Consider the following 18,568-nt stretch of genomic DNA (forward strand, 5'->3'; position numbering starts at 1 on the left):
TTTCTATGGCTGTATTACAAAATTTGTAAGTAGATGGCACGGGCATCTTCTGGTGTGACTTCGCGTTTATTATTCACAAGCAAGCGTGTGACTTCCATGCCTGCTTCAACTAATCCATCAATGTCCTCAGCGGGCACGTTGAAGGTTTGCAAACTGGTTGGAATCTCTAATACTTTGACGATTTCATCTAGTCGGTTGATCATATAGGCAGATTTTTCTGTTTCAGACAATCCTTTGTCGCCGTCCTTCACAACACGGTCATAGGCGATGGCCAATAAGTCTTTGATTGCTGGTTCATTGAACTTCATGACAGGCGTTAACAAAATCGCATTCGATACACCATGGGCAATATGATATTTGCCGCCTAACGGATACGATAGCGCATGGACAGCTGTCGTACCGGATGCTGTGATCGCTACCCCTGCATAAAATGAGCCTAGCAGCATATTGCTTTTGGCCTCTAATGCTGTGGGATCGGTACATGCATCAATGATATTATTCATGATCAAATCTAATGCCTCTAAGGCAAATGTATCGCTGATTGGATTGGCTTTGGCAGATGTGAAGCACTCAATGGCATGACAGAGGGCATCAACACCAGTGGCCGCAGCGATCGGCTTTGGCAAGTTTTGAATCAATCGTGCATCCAACAAGACGAAATCAGCAATCATTTCAGGATTCACGATACCGATCTTCAAGTCTTTTTCTGGAACGCCGACGATTGCATTCGGTGTTGCTTCGGCTCCTGTTCCAGCAGTCGATGGAATCATCAAACTTGGTACTTGTTTTTTGGCTAAAAGCGGATGATCTAATAAATCTTTGACCGTATAGTCATCTGTTGCCAAAATCGACGCGAGCTTGGCAACATCCATGACAGAACCGCCACCGACAGCGATGATAAAATCGGCTTTTTCTTCTTTAAAGGCATCGATCATGGCTTGTGCTTCATGATAATTTGGCTCTGCAGGAATATCTGATAGAATCGTATAGTCGATTCCAGCTGCTTCGATCAATTGAATCGGCAGATCAACCAACCCTAATCCCAGTAACCCTTTGTCTGTGAAGATAACGATTTTTTTGATCGATGGATTGAGAATATCTGATAATTGCTCGATGGCATGTGCGCCTGCACGAATATTTTTGGGCATTTTTAAACTATAGTCTGTTAACATAGTAGGTCCTCCTCTAAACTTGTATGGGTCATAATCAATTCTTCGAATAACGTTTCTGATCCAAAGCCACCCGACTTTGTGATAACTTTCATTTTCCTATTATTCCACTCTATCAGCGATAAAACAATTCCCGGTTGAAGTTCTGCCAAAGGCATGATGCCATTTATGCCCAAAACTTCCATTGATTGAAATAACGTATCTCCGCCAGTGAACAAAAAAGTATTCTCTTGATGCGCTGTCCACAATGCTTCGGTCAGTTTCCCGAGGGCGATACCAATTTGAAAGCGGCTATCACTTAAGGATAAATTGTTCGCTTCACTTACTTTAGGCAGCTCCTTTGATGTTTGTTCACTGAAAGTTTCAAAAACAATCAGCGGATAAGTCTCCATCAATCGGCTATAGGCTTGTTGGTCTTGTTTTCCTTGCGGACTATCCCAATACCCTTCTGTTAATAACTGATGGGCCGATAATGAAATCCTTGGGTACTGTTGTTGCGCATGATTGACTTGTGCTTGTGTGATTGGATTGACACTGCCGCAAATGACGACGAGGGGTTGTTCAATCGTATATTGGACTTTCTTTCGATCCTTAAAGAGCTGTTTTGCCAACACTTTCGCAAAACCGGCACAACCGATCGTCACGCCTAGTAAATTTGCTGCTTGCAATTTTTCTGCTTGTTGCAGCAGCATCTCATCTGTTTGGGCATCAAAGACATGAACAGCTGCCCGTGTTGGGTCGATTTCTTCCTCTTGAACCAATACCGTTGAAAGACCCGCTTCTGTTTCTAGCCGCTGCAAAATATTACTTTCGCGCACTGGCTCATACGGATCCGCTGCAAAGACACTTTCTGAAACAAGAACCTGATCTATATATAAGTGACCACCTACCACGGTCCGATTCATCTCCGGATACGCTGGTAAAAAAGGGATCACCGGTTGTGCAAAACTATCAACGACTGCTTTGATTTCTGAACTGATATTTCCTCTTAATGCAGAGTCCACTTTTTTATAGATATAGGGGATTTCTGCTGTTATGGCATCTGAAAGAATGGCTTTGATACGCGCATATGCCTGACTCTGACTTAAGTGTCTACTTTCTGCATCGATCACTAATACTTCCAATGATGGCGGTAACCGATCATAATCGATTGCGGTTTGTGTGGACACCATCGTCTGAATCCCTTGGCTTGAAAATTGAACGCCTGTATCCAAAGCGCCAGTAAAATCATCTGCGATAACTAATAACTTTAACATTTACTCACCGCCTTGAACTTCTTGACTTGATTATAGAAGCAAAATACAAGCGTTTACATTCTGAATTGTCTAAAAAATGTTTAATTTAGAAACATCCGTTGAAATAAACTTACTTTTTTATATTTCTATGTGTTAAAATCGTTCATATATGAAACAATTAGTGCGTAAGGAGAATAACCATGAAGAAAATCAATGTATTGGGGATTGCGCCCTATGAAGAATTAAATCAGTCGATGCAATCGATCGCTGAGCAGTACCCAGACATCCAAGCATCCATTTATACTGCTGACTTGGAAGAAGGTCAATTACTAGCGGAAAAGATGCAATCGGAGGGCTTTGATGCCATTATTTCTCGCGGGGGAACAGCAAAATTGATTCGTCAATCCGTGTCTTTGCCAGTGATCGATGTGTCTTTATCGATTTATGACGTGCTAAGCGCCATTCGATTAGCAGAAAATTATACCGATAATTTTGCGATCGTCGGTTATCCCAGTATCACAGAAAAAGCCCATTTGCTTTGTGATTTGCTTGGCTACGCCATAGAGATCCAAACCATTCATGAAAAAAGTGATGCCCAAACCATACTTGATCAGATTGCAGAGAAATCCTACCCTTTGATTTTGTGTGATGCCATCACCAATCAGATGGCACAAAGCCGTGCCTTCAATACGCTTTTGATCACCTCGGGTATGGAAAGTATCAAAAGTGCCTTTGAGGACGCACGAACGATTGTTGCACAAGTCAACCAAGCCAAACGGGAAAAAGCGATTCTCGCCCAAGGTATCCTTGCTCAATCCCAAGCCATGATCATATTCGACCAAGAATACACCCCTGTGTTTTCATCCATCGATGATTCGGTCCTTCAAGATGAAATTCGGCAATATATGCTGGCTAAACACCTCAACCAAGGGGAAAGTCAATTTTATGCTGCCCACCTTGGCACTTTCTTTACCTTGCATATTTGTATGTATTCTGTGGATGATGACGTGTTTTACAGTTGCCTCCTGCACAAACATCAAGCACCTTCTACCCATATGAAAGGTGATATCACTTACCGGAAGAAAAATGAAGTAGAAGACCAGCTGGCTAAACAATTATTGGCCACACAACTGATCCCAGGTACGATCAAAGATGAATTGACCCATTACAAAAACAGCTTTCGTGCCTATCTTGTCTTTGGCGAAAGCGGCACTGCCAAAAACAAAATCGCACAAAAAATCTATTTGGACCAAACAACGAACAACAACTATTTCATTACGATTGACTGTAAATTGGCGACTGATAAATTATGGAAATTTCTTGTAAATGCTGCAAACGGACCATTCGTTGATATGCATAATACGATCTTTTTCTCAGATGTCGATCAATTGAGTATCGATGCGATCGAACGCTTGCTTCATTTGATTAAATCGACCAACGTCTTACGTCGCAACCATTTGATTTTTACTTATGATACGACGCATTCAGACAATCCTATAAAATTTGACCGCCTTGTCCATGCGCTCCACAGTGCCAAAATCTATGCTCCGGCAGTCCGAGAAAGAAAAAATGAATTAAACATTCTCACTACATTGCTGCTTAACAAAATGAATATCGCCTGCGGCAAAGAAATCATGGGTTTTGAACCAAATGCCCTGAAGGCGTTTCTTGCCTATGACTGGCCGGGAAACTTCACCCAATTAGAAGATTGTGTCAAAGAACTCGTTGTCAATGCGACGACCCACTATATCTCTGATCACCAAGTCACAGAACTTTTGAACAAAGAGCGTTTGATCCACAATTTTGCCAGTATGAACATTCTAAACGTAAAAACCAAGAATCCTCTTCATCAGCCAACATTGTTTGATTACACGAAAGAAATCATTTTAAATGTACTTGACCAAAATAAGGGCAATCAATCAAAGACCGCGACCCAATTAGGCATCAGCCGAACGACTTTATGGCGTTATTTGAAAGAAGATGCTTAGTGTTGTTGTGAAGATCATACGATAAATAGACCCCTTTCCTCATGGAAAGGGGTCTATTTGGTTATCTCTGTTGAACTGGGATCGCTGGTTCGTGTGTTGCAGCGATCAAAAAACGGCATCCGAATGATTTGCTTTCAGATGCCGCGATGATTTGCTATGGTTTGACTTGTGCCTTTTTCATTCCGTAATAGACGATTAACGCTGCGCCTTGACATACAAGAATCAGTATAGCCAATGGCAAATAGGTATGGCTCCCCATAATGCCGACCAGTGGCGTACAGATAATCCCAATACTATACATACCGATCCCCAGAACCGATGATGCGATCCCTGCATGTCTGCCTTGTCGATCCATGGCCAATGTCGTCACCACCGAATTGACGATGCCTAGCGTCGAAACCACCAAAAACAGCCCCAGAATCGCCAGTACCAATGAATTGCCGAAGCCGCTAAAGAATAACAAAAAACTGCCAAAACCGCCGAGCAATAGGCCGCCACCCAATTGCTGCATCAATGTCAGGCGTCTGGAAAGGATCCCGGATAATTCCGCTGTCAGAATAATGCCGACCCCATTCACTCCGTAGATCACACTATATATCTGATCGGATAATCCATAGACATTTTGGAACATAAACGAAGAACCAGAAATATAACTAAATAATGCCCCATAGACAAATCCTTGAATAATGACCAATAATAAGAAAATCTTGTCCGATAAAACCACTTGCCAGCCAGATTCCATTTCTTGTTCTACTTGTGCAGGGCGTAATGTTTCTTGATAACCAAACAGGATACCGATCGCCAGTACAGCCCCTAAACCGCCCAAGAAAATAAAAATCATTTGCCATGAATAGATGGTCAGAATCAAGCTGCCAAGCAAGGGAGAAATAATAGGGAAAATGCCATTGACTGCAATCAACATCGCAAAGAACTTCGTCAACTGCTCCCCTTCAAACAAATCTTTCGCAATGGCACGTGTCAATACGATCCCTGCTGAACTGGCGATCCCTTGAAGCAAGCGCAACCCTAGAAACAACCAGACATTCGACACGATCGGTACCAATAAGCAGCAGAGCATCGCGACTGAGACACCAAGGAGCAATGGCTTTTTGCGGCCAATTTTGTCACTGATCATGCCGATGCCTAACGGTCCGATTGCTAAACCAATCAAACACATCGTCAAACTCATTTGTGTCAATGACGTGCTGATGCCCAAATCTTTTTGAATAACCGGAAATGCTGGCAAATAGGTATCCATCAACAAAGGCCCATACGCACTCAGCGCCCCCAATAAAACAGCCAACCAAATCACCTTTTGTTTTTTTAGTTCCACACTTTTTCACTCTCTTCTCTATAAGTTTCTTATAGATAGTAGCTGATTTGATTTAGAAACGCAATAGAATTGTCGTTATTGTTTGATCAATTTAGAAAAATATCATTGTGGCGGTTTTTGTGTTGCTTGGATTTTCTGCGTTTGTGCATATGCCAGCCAAAACCTAGTCTGCAACTTGCTCAAGTACCTCATCACCTATGATCACCGTTTGTATTGTCTCAAGATCATTATAGTAGGTGATATACGTAGTGTCAGTTGAACCTTGTGAATTAGACTGATCTAAGATTGCTAGTTTTTTTTGGTTGCCTTTAGTGTCTTGTGCGATAATCGTTGTCCCCTTTAGCCTCTGTGTATTCGAAGAGTCTATACGAATCGACAATGGAGAAACAGAGATGGATACCATACCGTCTGTACTCTCAAACACTTTCATCGGTAACGGTTCCGCAACACCTACATCAAAAATCCAATCCGCAGAAACACTATCTGTAAACATATCTCCAGAGATGGTGATTTCATCTATTGCATCCGAATTTTTCACATCAGCAAAGACAAATTCTTTGCGATACGATTTAGTGGCTCCATGATAATAGTCAAATAGATAGGACATAGAAAATGGATGCATTGTTTGTTGATCCCTTCCAACAGAAACCACAAGGTTGTCGATTGATTTATGCAGGCTTTGCAATTGAATATGGAATTGATCCTGAATCACGCCAAAACTATCAATAGCTACCGAAGGCGTCACACTTGATGCAAGTGTCTGGTGTGCCCCATCAAGAATCATCAACTGATCAATGGCTTCCTCAACCCCCGTACTCCTCACAATAGATTGTCTGGAAATCTGTTCATATCGATTGGTTGCTAAATCTTGAATACTACTCATCTTTATTTGTTCATTGATAGTTATCGGGGTCGTTTGCAACTCATTGATTTTTAAAGCTGATAATTTATCAGGGCTGATCAATACAAAATATTGTTTGGTTTGTTCCTCTTCCGGTGTGATCTCTCTTACCATGGAAACGCCTGGAATGCTTTCAGAATCGATACCAACCGACTGATCTGCCCCATCAACCGATACCACGCTGTAATACAAACCATTGTCTTGAAAATAATGATGCAGTCGTATCGTTATTCCTTTTTTTGTAACGCTGCTTTCTTCTTTTGTCGTCAGTAATGTACTAAAATTGGCGCCAAAATAATCATCAATGATCTTAGATAAATATGGAAAAGATGTAAAACCAACTAGAACAAACATAAAGAGCAATACAAGGAGCACTGATCCTACTTTATTTGAACCTTCAGATTTAGGATGCGGTGATTTAGACATAACGGTACGATAGATACGCTGTTCATCGATTGCATCAAGTAATCCTTCTTCATGTAAGAATGTATCGATTTTCTGATTGTCATTTTTCATCATGCATCCCGCCCTCCTTGATCATATCTTTCAAGCGTTTTTTATAATAGAAAAGGATATTATTTATTTCTTTTAGTGGTATACCGGTGGCTTTGTGAATGTCTTTCGGTTTTTGATTCAGAATCAATCTCCTCACCATAATCTCTCTGACTTTATCAGGCAAAGCGATAAACATATCCAGATAATCATCATCAAACCAGTTAGGTATTTGTTTAGGTTGATATAGACTAGCTAAAGAAGCCATTAGCTTCTGTTCTTGATTGCTTTTCACTATTTTATTTTTTGACAAACTGATAACTTTCCAAGACAGATAGGTCTTTAAAGATGCTCTTTCAGGATTGTATTTCTCCGGATAGCGCCAGAGAAATACAAATGTATCTTGTACCACTTCTTCAATTTCTTGTACTCTTTGTGCAGACTGCTTGGTAATCACTGTCGCGGCTACAGCATATAGGTAGTGTGAATAGGCATCAATGATTTCTTTTAGCGTGTCGCTGTTTTGTTGCATCAATCTGTCTTTCAAACATACATCGTTTTCATTCATCCCTCACATTTTTCCCCTTTATATTTATATACAAGACAAAAACCTAAAAATACTTAATTCGATCAAAAAAATCTATTATGTACTGATACACTCAGACATGGCAGGATACTCAGACAACTAAAAAAACCGAAACAGATACTTACTTTTTGTTTCGGCTCAATACTTTTATGACAGATTATACTCAGTAACTACTCTTTATACTTATGATTCTTTCACAAACGCTACATCCTTTGCCAAAAAGAATGGCGTATAGAATGCCACTCCACTGGATAAAGGCAAGACTTCATCTGGTAGATCAATATTTAGCACGTCACGAATATAGGCTTGGCGCTGGGTGATTCGTTGCCAGAGATTTGGATAGTCTTCCGCCAATTCCTGACGCAGTTTTTCGTCGGCTAGCGCAATCCCATTTTCACAACTTGTACCTGCGTAGCCAGCAACTGATGGGATGATATCGATTTGCAGCATCATGCCAGATTTTAAGACAATATCTGATTCTTTCTTGATTGGAGAAGACATCCATTCTTCATCGGAGGTCAAATGGCCCGGATTCAAATGCCAATGATACGTGGTTTGAGGCAGAACATCTTCTATCGATGCATATAAAGCTTTGCCTTGCATCCCGATTTTGATATGTTCCAGCCATGTCACTACCGCCTTGTAATAGGGGGCTGCCACTTTTTCGATATACGCTTTTTGCGCCTCAGGAAGATCTTTCGCTGATGCTGCGCAATACCCGCTGCGACTGGCCAAACCGCCTTTGAATCCTGTGGTGATCGACATTTTGTCGCCTAACTTGATTTCTTTGTCCGTAGGGGAAATCACAGCATTCTCAAAACGATCTCCGGTCGCTGCGATCGGAAATACATTCGTCCGTTGGCCGTATTGAACCAAGTGACTGCCAATGTCCATCTCTGTTTTCCCTACGGCTACTTCGTCAATGGCCCGCAAGACACAATCAGACGCCAAAGATGAGCCAAAGGCATAGTGGGCAATCTCATTGGCATTGTTTTGTGCGCGAACACCATAGTCGCTATGAATGAATAGATCGGTCCGATTGCTGACATTCTCTGCTCCAACGATGGCTTCCACCGCACTGACGATAAAAGCGGGCAGATCATACAACTTCCGATTGTCTTCAGCAGTCGTAAACAGTTTCCACCCAACAAGACCAACTTTTTTGCCTGTTTCGATTTTGGCAGTGGCTAACACATCGGTTAGCTTTCGTTCATTGGCCATCGGTTGGTCAGGTAACGAAAAAATAGGGGTGTGGATCAGTTTGGCACTGATTCTTGTATAGTTGACCATTTTGGTATTTTCGTTGCCAAGTACCAAGAATGCTTCCCCTGATTGATGCAGCACCAGCAAGCTTTCTTCAAAGCGCGTGACGAATCCCGTCAAATAGGAAAAGTTGCCGCCATGTTCCAAATCGCAATAAATGACTAAGGTGTCTATGTCAGCACTTTGCATGGCTTCAATGACTTTTCCCTTGCGCTTTGCCATCGTTTCATTAGTTAAATGAACGATTTTTGCTTCATGGTCTTTCTCTGGAGCTGTGACTTTTTTTAAATTGATCGTTGACATGTTGGCCCTTCTTTCTCATTTCAATTTCGTTTTATTTCCATTTTTAATGAACGCGTCGCATATTCTACTTGTCCACCATAGACAACTTGAAGATTTGTGTCATTAATTTTTACAATACCCATTGATCCAGTTTTCTTCAATAGTTTTTCATCAATCAGAGCTGTATCTTTCAAAACTAAGCGTAGGCGTGAGATACAGTTGTCGATTTCTTGTATATTATCAGCGCCGCCAAGACCTTGCAAGATGAGCTTGCCTAAATCATTCTCGGTGCTCTCTTCTTCCTCATCCTCCAACACGTCATCATTAGAGCGACCTGGTGTTTTCACATCAAATTTCTCAATCACATATTTGAAGACGAAGTAATAAGCGACTGCATACACAAGACCTAATGCTACAACTAAATACCATCGCGTATATGTGCCTTGTAAAATACCAAAGATGGCCAAATCAATAAACCCGCCCCCGGCATTACCTACAGCTACACCGAATAGATTCATCAACATAAAAGATAAACCTGCCATAAAGGCATGGAAAACCCATAAGATTGGTGAGATAAAGATAAACGCAAATTCAATCGGCTCCGTAATCCCAGTTAAAAAGCATGTCGCTGCTGCGGCAATCAGCATGCCTTTCACTTTAGGGCGTTGCGCTAGGTAGGATGTTTTATACATAGCATAACATGCTGCCGGCAACCCAAACACCATAAAGGGATGTGTTCCTTGGGTTAAGAAGCGAGTGGCATTTCTTAAAATATCCATATCCTTTACTGGTGCTGCTAGTTCTGCATTAAAAATCGATAATGCACCTGATACAGTTTCTCCATCAATCATAGCAGTACCACCAATTGGTGTGAAGCGAATCAATTGATTCAATACGTGATGAAGACCCGTTGGAATCAATAACCGTTCTGAAAACCCATAGAGGAATGTACCAATTACACCTGACTTGCCAATCAATCCGCCCAGAGCATTGATTGCCGTATTAACAAAAGGCCAGATTAAAAATGATGCAATTGAAACAAATGGAATAGTCACGACGATCATAATTGGAACAAAACGATTGCCACTAAAGAAACTAAGTGCAGTAGGCAATTGCTTTGTATGATATCGATTATGGATCATAGCGGTCCAAAGTCCCGCAATGATACCACCGAACACACCCATTCGATAAGTAAATGTGCCTAAAAGTGTCTCGTACATATTCGATGTTTCTACTGCTTTGATTTGGCTCAGACCATCAGACATTAATTGATCTACAGTAGTACTCTCAGCTGTAATCCCTTTAAGTTGCAACAAGTAATTGATTACGACATGAAATAATATAAATGCAATAACTACAGAAAAAGCGGCAATTTCTTTATCTTCTCGCGACATACCGATTGCAACTGAGATTGCAAAAAGAATTGGCAATAATCCAAACATGGTGCCAACAACTGCCTGCACACCACCCACGAACGTTTGAACAACCGTTGCATGTGCAAAACTTTCCCCTACTAAGGTAGGATTTTGTAAAATAGATACGATTCCTAGTAATAACCCAGAAGCCACGATAATAGATAATGGACCCATAAGTGCCTTCCCTAATTTTTGGATATACGTTCTCAATTTAAACACCTTCTTCTCTTTAGTTGATAGGACTATCATGTACCTCCTTCGTACAATCGAAGTATAGCATCGGTGAAAAGCGCTAACAATACCCGTAAAAGGATAAAACCCGCGATTCATGACTTGGTTCTTCATTCAAAATGTGAATATAAAATCATAAAAAATACGTACATCATTGTACGCATTTCATTGGATCTATTCTAAAGCACTTTGTCTATTATAATTGATATACCCTTCATATAATAAACTTAACGTCAGGTTCAAGGTACAAAATGAAGAATTGTTCAATTCATTCATATCATTGATATTGGTGACTTGATAATACAAACTATAGTCAGAAAGATAGGCCAAGTTGTTTTGTCCAAAACGTGTGACTGAAATAAGCTGACTACCTTTCATACGAATCTTTCTTAACGTATCATCAATAGGATCAACACGACCTGATAATGATACAACAAGCAGCAAATCACAGTCTGTCAAATTTTTCGAAATCAATTCTAACTCATTTTTTTCAGGAACAATAATGACATAAATGCCCAAATTCCACATGCAACGTGCAAATTCATTCAACATCATTTTTTGACCATATCCCGTAGCATAGGCAAAAATCTTATCTGACTTTCTGATTGCCTCATAGATATCTTCCACACTTTTGTCATCCTCAAATAGCTTGATCGTTGCTTGAACGTCTTTGAGCAATATTTCTGGGAGAAACAAACTACTCGTATCGACTCTTGTTTTTTGCATCCGGGCATATTCTTCTTTCAAATAGTAACGAAACTCGCCATAACCTTTAAACCCAAGTTTTTTCGTCAATCGAATAATCGTTGAGTCAGATACATTGGCCCGCTTAGCTAATTCAGAAACGGTTTGACTCATACTGATTTCCATATTTTGCATAATAAAACGCAATACATACTCATCATTCTCATTTAGTTTATCGTGATACTCGTTTACTAATTGTTCCAAAGTCATCTTTGCACCTCCAAAATAATATAAAAAAGATTATCCTCTTATTTTAATACGAAAGGATAATCTTTTTAAGTCTTATTATATTTTGAAAAGAATTTCTCCTCCAACAATATCCTTTTCAGTGACATTGAAAGCTATATTCTTTTCTTCTGGAAAAAGCACCATCACCACATCTGATAGTTTTTCCGCGCGAATTTGATCACAATCAAAAATGATTAGTGGCTCACCCACAAATAGCTTATGACCTTCTTCTACAAGCACTTGAAACCCTACTCCTTTTAGTTGAACTGTATCAATGCCAATATGGATCAATACATCTCTTCCTTGCTCACTAGTTAATGTAAGTGCGTGCTTGGTGGGGAAAATAGATTTGATGACACCAGCAACAGGTGATAACACCCGGGCACTTGTTGGCTCGACTGCAAAACCATTGCCCATCATACCTTGCGAAAAGACAGGATCTTCTACTTTGCTCAATTCAATCAACTTACCTGATACTGGCGCGACTATTTTTTCTTTTTTACTAAACAGACCCATACTTACCCCTCCTGATCCTTCGAAATATCCATTACTAAGTGTAACAGCACATCAGCACCTTTTTTGACAGCATCAAAATCTGTCCACTCATCTGGGTGATGGGTAACCCCATTTTTTGATGGAATATAAATCATATTTGTCGATACAAAATCAGTCATCATCATGGCATCATGACCCGTTCCATTGTTAATAATCTGGTAGCTATACCCCAATTGATGACAAATCTTCTGCATCTTTTCTACATTGCTTTGATTCATGACACTTGGATTCGTTGGATTACTGTAGTTGATGCGCGCCATTTCTTCTAGTTCCGTTCGTACGCCCGTTTCTTCTTGAATCAACCTTAATGCATGGATCAGTTTATCTTTTATTTCTTTGGGGGAAATGGTCTTCGTATCAAAAGTTCTGATCTCAATAACTGCTTCAACAAAATCTGGCACAAACTGATTTGAATTGGGTGTGATCGTAAGTTTACCAACAGTACCGGCAATACCCACCCCAAGACTTTTCATCCATTCATCTACAAAAAGCACAAACTTAGATGCGGAAACTAAAGCATCTTTTCGTTTCTTCATAGGTGCCGTAGAGTCTTCAGTCTCACCAAAAAATCGTGCTTTAAATCGACCAATTCCAGGAATAAATTCTATCAGGCCAATGTCCTTTCCCTCTTCTTCCAAGACAGGCCCTTGTTCAATATGAAGTTCAATAAAATGTTTGATTGTTTTTGGGTCGCGATAAGCGGCCTTCAAGTCAGGTTCGACCCCATAGGCGCGAAGTGCTTCTAATTTTGTTTGCCCGTGTCGGTTTTTTACGGTTTCTAGTTCACCCATAGTCAAGGTACCAAGCATCGCCCGCGAATTTGATACACCGGTACTTGGACCGAACGTCTCCCCTTCTTCTGCATTCATCAAAATCAAATCAATCGGATACTCATTTTCAAAATTGATTTCTTCTAAAATGCGCATCGTTTCTAGAGCCGTAACCACGCCGGCTACACCATCAAACATACCGCCATGCACCACCGAATCATAGTGTGAACCAATCATAATTGCCGGAGCATCTGCTTTTTTTCCCGCTCGGCGGCCAAATAAAGTGGAAAATCCATCCTCCCAGATCTCTAACCCCAATTGTTCCATCTGATCAATCAAGTAGTTTCTTGCTTCTCTGTCTTCCTTAGAGTATGCCGAACGGGTAACTCCTTGACCAGGTGTTGCGTTATATTTCGCTAAATTTTCAATATCGTTTTTGATACGTTCAAAATTTGTTTGCATAGTCGCTTTCCTCCGTTTTCTACGAACAAATGGTAGCACTCGTAGAAATCAGCGACAATAGTATGGACGAATAATGAACCTATATTCGCAAACTGAATATTACTTCGACCCATGACTTATCAATCACAAAGGAGAGACTCCAGAATGGTTGACTAAATAATCTTTGTGGATATCAGAATCTTCATTTGATTAAAGTATATCAACATATATCATAGTAATAAGTAAAAAATACGATGCCTAACTACTCACTTTTTCATTTTCTTGTTATAATAAACTAAGAAACGAGGAGATGATATGCAGTCAGCAGTACTACTTAAAATAAAATCTTTAGAATCCAGTTTTACATCTGGTGAATATGACATTAGTAAATTCGTTCTGGAAAATCCTGAATACGTTATTTCAAACAGTATTACCAATTTGGCTAAACAAACAAATACTTCGGAAGCTAGTATTAATCGATTTAGCAAAAAAATTGGGTATAAAGGATTCAATAAATTTAAAATAGCTCTTGCCCAGAGTATTACTCAATCCGATGATCAAGAAAGTGCTTCTGATGAATCCAATTTGATTGATTATGTTGCCCGTGATTACAAAAAAATGTTAACGAATACATGTGCCATGTTGGATACCCAAGACATTGAAGATGCTGCCTCGATGATTACTTTAAATCGAAAAGTATTTATTTTATCGATTTACAATACATCTTTTGTCAGCAAAGAGTTTGCTTTTAAATTAAGACAGCTAGGTATGGAAGTAACCACTTTAAATGAGAATCTAGAAACACAACTTGCTATTGAGAATATGAGTAGTGATTCTGTTCTCATTGCTGTTGTTCCTTCAGTAATTACTAAAGATATCATTCCATTCCTATCTAAGATAAAACAAAAAAATGTTAAATTAATATTGATTTCAAGCAATGATAATCCTAAGATAAGCGATATGATCGATATCAAATTCATTATTCCTGATCATATGTCCGCTAATAATTCTTTAGTATTAACGAACTCTTTGATGATTTCTTTAGTTTTTGATATTATTTTTGCAACAATTTTGCGTGATAACCGCGGTTTGCGTCAGCGGAAATTAAGCAGTGATACAATTATCAATTCTTATCAATCTGCTGATTCTGCTATTTATGAATGGTAAAAAAGCTATTCAATTACTTGTTAAGTAGTAATTGAATAGCTTTCTTTACCGGTTTCTGTTAAGTTCTCGCTTGGCTAAAGCAAAATTTCCAACTGTAGCACTGGCATTCTCAGCAAATTCTGAAACAACCACATAGTCGTCTAATATTGGTGTGTTAACATATCCAGCATTTATCTCAACAAACTGTTTCTTGATACACTCTACCAAATGAGGATTCATTACTCCCCCGCCAAAAATGATTTTTTCAGGCGCAAAGTTCACTCTTATATTATAGGCCAGTTGCGCCAAATAATAGCCTTCTAGTTCCCATACTGAATGTGTTAAAGAAAGTTCCTCTCCGCTAATACCTATTCTGCCTTTTATACTAGGTCCTGAAGCAACACCTTCAAAGCAATTTGCACCATGATAGGGACAAACCCCTAGGAATTCACGATCCGATTCATGCTGTTTTACATATCCATGACCAATTTCTAAATGTGTTAGGCCACCTATAAAATGATCATTTTGAATCACACCAGCACCAATTCCGGTTCCCACTGTAATATAAGCACACGATTTGGCATTTTTTGCGCCACCCATCGCATACTCTCCATAAGCACTAGCATTTACGTCAGTCGTAAAATAAACCGGCTTATCAAACCAACAATTTATTGACTGAATCAGATTGAACCCTCGCCACTCTTTTTTTGGAGATGCCAATATTTCCCCATAAGCCGTTGACAAAGGATCAATATCCACAGGTCCAAAAGTTCCCACACCTATTGCATCCACCGATTGTTCTAAGAAGAATTGTTTAACCTGTTCCATTGTCCTTTCAGGGTTTCTTGTTGGTATCACTTTTTTGTCAATAACAGAGAAATTTTCGTCACCTACAGCACAAACAAATTTTGTCCCTCCAGCTTCAATACTTCCATATCGTTTCATGATGTATTATTATCCCTTCTTACCATAAACAGCCAGACACAATCGTATCTAGCTGTTTATTCCTGCTATTTTAATGCAATAAACGCTGCATACTCTTCTTCAATTTCATTTACACTTATCTGTTTGCTATTTAATAAATATTGGTAATCATAGAAATTGGGGAGATGTTTTAAATTCAACAAGCATTTGGCAAAGGCATTTGCCGCTATTTCACTTGTACGACGAATATGAACTTTTTGAGAAAACATGAGAAATTTAGTCGTTTCAATCGGTAAAAATTGATCATAAACATGTGTCTTTTCCTTAGACTCCAGATAGTGAAAAAACTCATGTGCCAATATAATACGCTTCATTTCTTTTACATCTATACGATTCTCTTCTGCTAATTGGATAATAGATTGGTTATACAAATAGACTAGGTTATTGCCTTTTCGATCAGATTCGAATTGTGCACGCATCTGGACTTTAAAGAAAACACCGTCATGCGCTTCTTCTTTTATGAGAATGTCATTCTCAGCATACAAATTTTCTATATCTCTCCTACCTATTTTTAATGCACAATCTGATCCTATTTTTAATGATTTCTCAATATAAAACAGAATATCTTTTTCTGGTATTTTGTGAAAAAGCATATCTTGTTTTAATTCTAAATAAGCTAAAAATTCGTCTGAAAAATAATCCATAGTTACTCCCTCTATTTATAGGCAACCGCAATAATTTCTTCATTTGTTTCTAGATTTTCTGTTTCAACATCCATAATTGAAGTTAGTTGTTCTAGTGTTTGCATTCCTGTTAAGTCTAGCATTTTTTCTCTAAAGAACAAGAATACCTTTGGAATTGTCGCATTTGCATCTGAATAGATGGTGTGTTCATCAATAAAAGCTAAGAACTCTTTATCTGATTGGTTCTTCGGAAACATGAGATAATGTGCATTACTATGTTTGAAACGAACAACACCTTCACGATCGACGACGCAAATATTGGTCCGTTTGCTCTTGAAGAAGAACTTTTTCTTAATGACAGTTGCATCCATCAAATTCCAACGGCCAACTTTCCCTGCAAATGCTACATGACAAGATTCATCTAGTCCTAAAGCTTCAGAAGTTATCGCTTTTAATTGGTCTTCATTTACGTCAGACGCACCTAGATTCTTTTGACGCAACTCTGTTGCACCCGTAGCAACAGCCCGTACAATATTTCGTTGTGTATCAATTTCGATATTTACTTCAACCGTTTCTTCGTTCGCGCCTGATTGGATGATTTTTTCAATAACATCTGCTCGAATTTTCTTGATATCACTCTCGCTTGGATTTGTAATGGATCGTTCGATTTGTTCGCGAACCATTGCTAAAGCTACACCAATCGTGGAGATATAAGGTGCATTTTTAGCAAGCTTCCATTTGTAATCAAAATATTCTGCTAAAGCTGGAACAACAATTGCACCTGAACCGCCACCACCGACTAACGTGATAAAGTTGCGATCCATTTCATACTCATCAATTAAATCATTGATGACTGGTTCTAGTTTTTCCATAGCAAAATTCATGACCTCTTTGGCAGCATCTTCCGCAGAAATTCCTAAATACGCACCTAAAGTTTCCCAAGCTTTCCGATTTGCTTCAATATTTCCTTGCGCGTAATCATTTTCGGGAACATAACCGAGTAAGTTTGCCGCTCCTGCTAATGTGTAGGAATAGGCTTTGCCATTTGTACTTTGGACAATAATATATTCATTTGGATCACCTTCTCTAGGTGAAACAAATTCAATACTTGGATTTTCTAAATTCGTAACTTCTGTAAAACATTCATATTCTAATCCAGCGATATGAGCACTTCGAGGCCCCACATCTACGATTCTTTTATCTTTTACACGAATCATACTACCACCAGCTACTGCTAGCGTACGCACATCTAATGAACGAAGGTATGTTTTGTGACCACCGACTTGTGCGTACTTGATCATCACCTTGCCGTTTTTAATGACAGAGATATCAACACTGGTTCCTCCAACTTCAAAAAATATACCATCACTGACTTTCTCATACATTAAAGCACCTGCCACGCCAGCTGCCAACCCTGATAACATGGTCAAAATAGGCCGTTGCCGAACTTCATTGATGCTCATTACACCACCGTCACAACGCATGATCATTAATCCCGACTGAATTTTTGTATCCAATACCGCGGATTCTGTCATATTCGCTGTTTGCATCATCTTAGGAATCAATGATGCATTCACAACCGCTGTCCGTGTTCTCATTTTTAATCCATATAATTGTGATATTTCATGTCCACCTGTAGCGAACAATTTCTCTTCTTGAGCTTTTTGGATGACTCTTTGTTCATTTTCTGGATCATCTACTGAGTATGCTTCACTAGCAACAATTACCTGACAGTCTTTGTTGATCAATTCATGAATACTTCTTTCTACCTGTTGTTCTGTCAGCTTAGCTGAATCAATAAATGTATGCTCAGAATTCAGATACTTATTTGGAGCCAACTCAATATGCTCAATCGATGTTTCTTTTTTTGCCGTCCGTGCGTCCATACCAGTCCCCATACCGATAATACCGACTTTGGCCACATCACCTTCAAGTAATGCATTTGTTGCTTGCGTCGTTCCATGTGCTATAAAAATAACATCCTCAGGTGCTATATTATTTTCCGATAATAGTTTTTGAATAATTTTGACTATTCCTCGTGCAACCCCTTCTTCATGGGTTGTTGGAATTTTCAGCTTAGCTATTACATCATATGTTTCGTTATCGATTGCGACAGCATCTGTAAAAGTACCTCCGACATCGATTCCGATTCTAACTTTTTTCCCCATTTGTTTCCCCTTCA

General features: G+C 39.4%; 15 protein-coding genes. 2 read left to right on the plus strand and 13 right to left on the minus strand.

Annotation, left to right across the window (positions count from 1 at the left end; translation table 11 throughout):
- Positions 1–14: 14 nt before the first annotated feature.
- Both IGI41_RS14050 and IGI41_RS14055 read right to left on the minus strand, forming a co-directional pair.
- Positions 15–1,172 carry an iron-containing alcohol dehydrogenase gene (locus IGI41_RS14050; protein ID WP_430610407.1) on the minus strand — a complete coding sequence of 386 codons (1,158 nt, stop codon included), beginning with the start codon at positions 1,170–1,172 and terminating at the stop codon, positions 15–17.
- Positions 1,166–2,425, minus strand: coding sequence for a four-carbon acid sugar kinase family protein (locus IGI41_RS14055; protein ID WP_430610408.1), 1,260 nt, complete (start codon positions 2,423–2,425; stop codon positions 1,166–1,168). The genes IGI41_RS14050 and IGI41_RS14055 overlap by 7 nt, the downstream gene beginning before the upstream one ends.
- Before the next feature lie 179 nt (positions 2,426–2,604).
- Here IGI41_RS14055 and IGI41_RS14060 point away from each other — a divergent pair, with 179 nt between their 5' ends.
- The gene (locus IGI41_RS14060; protein WP_430610409.1) at positions 2,605–4,392 is read left to right on the plus strand and encodes a PrpR N-terminal domain-containing protein; all 1,788 of its coding nucleotides are present in this window, start codon (positions 2,605–2,607) and stop codon (positions 4,390–4,392) included.
- Positions 4,393–4,546: 154 nt separating this feature from the next.
- Here the strand turns inward: IGI41_RS14060 and IGI41_RS14065 are convergent, their stop codons facing one another.
- The 8 genes from IGI41_RS14065 to IGI41_RS14100 form a co-directional block, all read right to left on the minus strand.
- The gene (locus IGI41_RS14065) at positions 4,547–5,725 is read right to left on the minus strand and encodes a multidrug effflux MFS transporter (RefSeq protein ID WP_430610410.1); all 1,179 of its coding nucleotides are present in this window, start codon (positions 5,723–5,725) and stop codon (positions 4,547–4,549) included.
- Positions 5,726–5,888: 163 nt separating this feature from the next.
- The gene (locus tag IGI41_RS14070) at positions 5,889–7,145 is read right to left on the minus strand and encodes a hypothetical protein (RefSeq protein WP_430610411.1); all 1,257 of its coding nucleotides are present in this window, start codon (positions 7,143–7,145) and stop codon (positions 5,889–5,891) included.
- The gene (locus IGI41_RS14075) at positions 7,132–7,686 is read right to left on the minus strand and encodes an RNA polymerase sigma factor (protein ID WP_430610412.1); all 555 of its coding nucleotides are present in this window, start codon (positions 7,684–7,686) and stop codon (positions 7,132–7,134) included. Before IGI41_RS14075 ends, IGI41_RS14070 begins: the two co-directional genes overlap by 14 nt.
- Positions 7,687–7,887: 201 nt before the next feature.
- The gene (locus IGI41_RS14080) at positions 7,888–9,270 is read right to left on the minus strand and encodes a M24 family metallopeptidase (protein ID WP_430610413.1); all 1,383 of its coding nucleotides are present in this window, start codon (positions 9,268–9,270) and stop codon (positions 7,888–7,890) included.
- 20 nt (positions 9,271–9,290) lie between these two features.
- Positions 9,291–10,883, minus strand: a complete 1,593-nt coding sequence (locus IGI41_RS14085; RefSeq protein WP_430610414.1) for a PTS transporter subunit EIIC — start codon at positions 10,881–10,883, stop codon at positions 9,291–9,293.
- A 186-nt stretch (positions 10,884–11,069) separates the two neighbouring features.
- On the minus strand, positions 11,070–11,849 hold the full coding sequence (locus tag IGI41_RS14090; RefSeq protein ID WP_430610415.1) for a MurR/RpiR family transcriptional regulator: 780 nt from the start codon (positions 11,847–11,849) through the stop codon (positions 11,070–11,072).
- A gap of 75 nt (positions 11,850–11,924) precedes the next feature.
- On the minus strand, positions 11,925–12,383 hold the full coding sequence (locus tag IGI41_RS14095; RefSeq protein ID WP_430610416.1) for a PTS sugar transporter subunit IIA: 459 nt from the start codon (positions 12,381–12,383) through the stop codon (positions 11,925–11,927).
- Between the two features lie 2 nt (positions 12,384–12,385).
- Positions 12,386–13,654, minus strand: a complete 1,269-nt coding sequence (locus IGI41_RS14100) for a M20 family metallo-hydrolase (protein ID WP_430610417.1) — start codon at positions 13,652–13,654, stop codon at positions 12,386–12,388.
- A gap of 294 nt (positions 13,655–13,948) precedes the next feature.
- On the opposite strand from IGI41_RS14100, the gene IGI41_RS14105 reads away from it, so the two are divergent.
- The gene (locus IGI41_RS14105) at positions 13,949–14,800 is read left to right on the plus strand and encodes a MurR/RpiR family transcriptional regulator (RefSeq protein ID WP_430610418.1); all 852 of its coding nucleotides are present in this window, start codon (positions 13,949–13,951) and stop codon (positions 14,798–14,800) included.
- Positions 14,801–14,845: 45 nt separating this feature from the next.
- On the opposite strand, the gene IGI41_RS14110 is transcribed toward IGI41_RS14105, so the two are convergent.
- From IGI41_RS14110 to IGI41_RS14120, 3 genes are all read right to left on the minus strand, one after another.
- On the minus strand, positions 14,846–15,724 hold the full coding sequence (locus IGI41_RS14110) for an ROK family protein (protein ID WP_313540126.1): 879 nt from the start codon (positions 15,722–15,724) through the stop codon (positions 14,846–14,848).
- A gap of 65 nt (positions 15,725–15,789) precedes the next feature.
- Complete coding sequence (locus IGI41_RS14115; RefSeq protein WP_430610419.1) at positions 15,790–16,407, minus strand: hypothetical protein; 618 nt, start codon at positions 16,405–16,407, stop codon at positions 15,790–15,792.
- Positions 16,408–16,418: 11 nt separating this feature from the next.
- On the minus strand, positions 16,419–18,554 hold the full coding sequence (locus IGI41_RS14120; protein ID WP_430610420.1) for a hydantoinase/oxoprolinase family protein: 2,136 nt from the start codon (positions 18,552–18,554) through the stop codon (positions 16,419–16,421).
- Between the last annotated feature and the right edge of the window lie 14 nt (positions 18,555–18,568).

It is taken from the genome of Enterococcus sp. DIV0876, from assembly GCF_050529585.1.
GTDB lineage: Bacteria > Bacillota > Bacilli > Lactobacillales > Enterococcaceae > Enterococcus_D.

Coding starts and splice junctions, on each gene's coding strand:
- IGI41_RS14100 (WP_430610417.1), bottom strand. CDS start 13,654: ATGCAAACAAATTTTGAACGTATCAAAAACGATATTGAAAATTTAGCG.
- IGI41_RS14060 (WP_430610409.1), top strand. CDS start 2,605: ATGAAGAAAATCAATGTATTGGGGATTGCGCCCTATGAAGAATTAAAT.
- IGI41_RS14055 (WP_430610408.1), bottom strand. CDS start 2,425: ATGTTAAAGTTATTAGTTATCGCAGATGATTTTACTGGCGCTTTGGAT.
- IGI41_RS14120 (WP_430610420.1), bottom strand. CDS start 18,554: ATGGGGAAAAAAGTTAGAATCGGAATCGATGTCGGAGGTACTTTTACA.
- IGI41_RS14110 (WP_313540126.1), bottom strand. CDS start 15,724: ATGAAACGATATGGAAGTATTGAAGCTGGAGGGACAAAATTTGTTTGT.
- IGI41_RS14090 (WP_430610415.1), bottom strand. CDS start 11,849: ATGACTTTGGAACAATTAGTAAACGAGTATCACGATAAACTAAATGAG.
- IGI41_RS14095 (WP_430610416.1), bottom strand. CDS start 12,383: ATGGGTCTGTTTAGTAAAAAAGAAAAAATAGTCGCGCCAGTATCAGGT.
- IGI41_RS14115 (WP_430610419.1), bottom strand. CDS start 16,407: ATGGATTATTTTTCAGACGAATTTTTAGCTTATTTAGAATTAAAACAA.
- IGI41_RS14050 (WP_430610407.1), bottom strand. CDS start 1,172: ATGTTAACAGACTATAGTTTAAAAATGCCCAAAAATATTCGTGCAGGC.
- IGI41_RS14075 (WP_430610412.1), bottom strand. CDS start 7,686: ATGAATGAAAACGATGTATGTTTGAAAGACAGATTGATGCAACAAAAC.
- IGI41_RS14105 (WP_430610418.1), top strand. CDS start 13,949: ATGCAGTCAGCAGTACTACTTAAAATAAAATCTTTAGAATCCAGTTTT.
- IGI41_RS14070 (WP_430610411.1), bottom strand. CDS start 7,145: ATGATGAAAAATGACAATCAGAAAATCGATACATTCTTACATGAAGAA.
- IGI41_RS14080 (WP_430610413.1), bottom strand. CDS start 9,270: ATGTCAACGATCAATTTAAAAAAAGTCACAGCTCCAGAGAAAGACCAT.